The sequence below is a fragment of the Rhizobacter sp. P2_H2 genome, assembly GCF_056403375.1.
Genome location: NZ_JBFUFP010001103.1, coordinates 1 through 1,731 on the forward strand (window position 1 = coordinate 1; position 1,731 = coordinate 1,731).

General features: G+C 69.9%; 3 protein-coding genes. 1 reads left to right on the forward strand and 2 read right to left on the reverse strand.

The features are described from left to right. Both AC1D15_RS30480 and AC1D15_RS30485 read right to left on the reverse strand, forming a co-directional pair. On the reverse strand, positions 1-545 hold a 545-nt coding region (locus AC1D15_RS30480), incomplete at its 3' end, for a PspA/IM30 family protein (RefSeq protein WP_477828973.1). Further along, positions 538-1,047: a hypothetical protein gene (locus AC1D15_RS30485; RefSeq protein ID WP_477828974.1), complete on the reverse strand. Its 510-nt coding sequence runs from the start codon at positions 1,045-1,047 to the stop codon at positions 538-540. The genes AC1D15_RS30480 and AC1D15_RS30485, both read right to left, overlap by 8 nt. Before the next feature lie 105 nt (positions 1,048-1,152). Here AC1D15_RS30485 and AC1D15_RS30490 point away from each other — a divergent pair. After that, positions 1,153-1,731 (forward strand): LysR family transcriptional regulator (locus AC1D15_RS30490; RefSeq protein ID WP_477828975.1); only part of this gene is annotated, 579 nt, incomplete at its 3' end.

The window sequence follows — 1,731 nt, forward strand, 5'->3', positions numbered from 1 at the left end:
GTCTCGCGCTGGTAGATGCGGTCGAAGGCCGAGCTGGCCGCCTCGACCCTGCGCTCGCTGCTGCGCGTGGTGGCGGCATGCGCCGTGCCGCCGGCCACCGCCTTGCGCGAGGCGCGGAAGTTCTGCAGCGCCTCGGTCATCTCGCGGCGCTTGGCGAGCAGCGCGTTGACATAGCCGGTGAGTTCGGTCTCTTCGCCGGACAGTTCGGCCAGCGAGCGTTCGAGCACCGGGATCTGGGCCTCGATGTCGAGCTGGCGCGCCACCGCGACGCGGGCCAGGTCCTCGCGCGACTGTGCGATCGCCTCGTCGATGTGGGCCGACAGCTCGGTGTGGCGGCGGTTCAGCAGCGCGTGCTGTTGCTGCGCCAGGTGGCGGTTGGCCGCGGCGGTGCCCAGCTCGTGGCGCACCTCGTCGACCACCTTGTCGATCTCGCGCAGGGCCTGCTCCATCATCGCCTCGGGGGCGGTGCCTTCGAGCCGGTCGAGCAGTGCATGGGCACTGCCGACGATGACGCGGCCGACGCGCGCCTTCAGGGAATCAGCCATGGGGACCTCCTTGCTTGTCGTTGAGAAGCTGGGCGAGTTCGAGCGTGCTCTTCCAGTGTCGCCGCACCACGCCGGGATCGAAAGCCGATGCCTCGCTGGTCGCGCCCTGGCGCAGCAGGCCATTGGCCATCGCGAACAGGCGGCGCACCAGCGCATCTTCCAGTGCGCGCGCCTCGCCGGCATTGGCGGGGCGCGACGACACCACCAGCGCGAGCGTGGAAGTCAGCTGCTCCAGCGAGGCGGCCAGCAGGTCGGAGTGTCGGCCGGATTCGCGCTCGGCCGCCACCAGGCCGTCGCGCAGGCCGCCCATCAGGTCGCGCACCCAGGCATGGGCCGCGGCGTAATCGAAGGCACCGTCGTACTGGCGCTTCAACTGGGACAGCAGCACCCGCACCTTGTCGCTGTTGGTGGGCGCGCCTTCGATTTCCAGGCCGGCCAGCCAGAGGTAGATGTCGCCGGGCAATCGCGCGGACACCGGCTCCATGGACGAGGTTCTCACCATGACGCTTCCTTCGCAGTCGTTCTGTTGCGGCCCAGTGTATTCAAATGAATTCGTTTGTCAACGAACGAATTCGATGTGCAGGCGAGCGGCCTATCATCGCGCTTCATGAGCCTGCCCGACCTCCGCTACCCGTCGATCGACGGCCTGCGCGCCTTCGAGTGCGCGGCCCGCCTGGGCAGCTTCGAGCGCGCGGCCGATGAGCTGCATGTGACGGCGAGCGCGGTCGGCAAGCGCATCGCGACGCTGGAGGAACTGCTCGGCACGCCGCTGCTGACGCGCTCTGCGCGGGCGTTGGTGCTGACTCCGGCGGGCAAGGAGTACCTGGCCCAGGTCTCGACCGCGCTCGGCCTGCTGGCCGCGGTGCCGCTGCACCAGCGTGCCGCGCAGCAGGTGCAGCGGCTGCGCATCACGGCGCCGCCCACGTTCGCGCGGCAGATCCTGGTGCCGCACCTGCAGCAGTTCACCGAAGCGCATCCGCGGGTCGAACTGGAGATCGTGCTGTCGATCCCGTTCCTCGACGTGGTGGGCAGCGAGGCCGACAYCGAGGTGMGCCACCTCGACGATGCGATGGGCGAGGCACCGCCGCTGATGCACGACGTGGTGATGGCGATGGCGGCGCCCTCGCTGATCGCGCGGCTGGCGCCGCTGCGCACGCCGGCCGACCTGGCCAACGCGCCCTTGCTG

What these genes read in the sequence shown, in the direction of transcription:
- AC1D15_RS30485 (WP_477828974.1), bottom strand. Translation starts at nt 1,047, where the DNA reads ATGGTGAGAACCTCGTCCATGGAGCCGGTGTCCGCGCGATTGCCCGGC.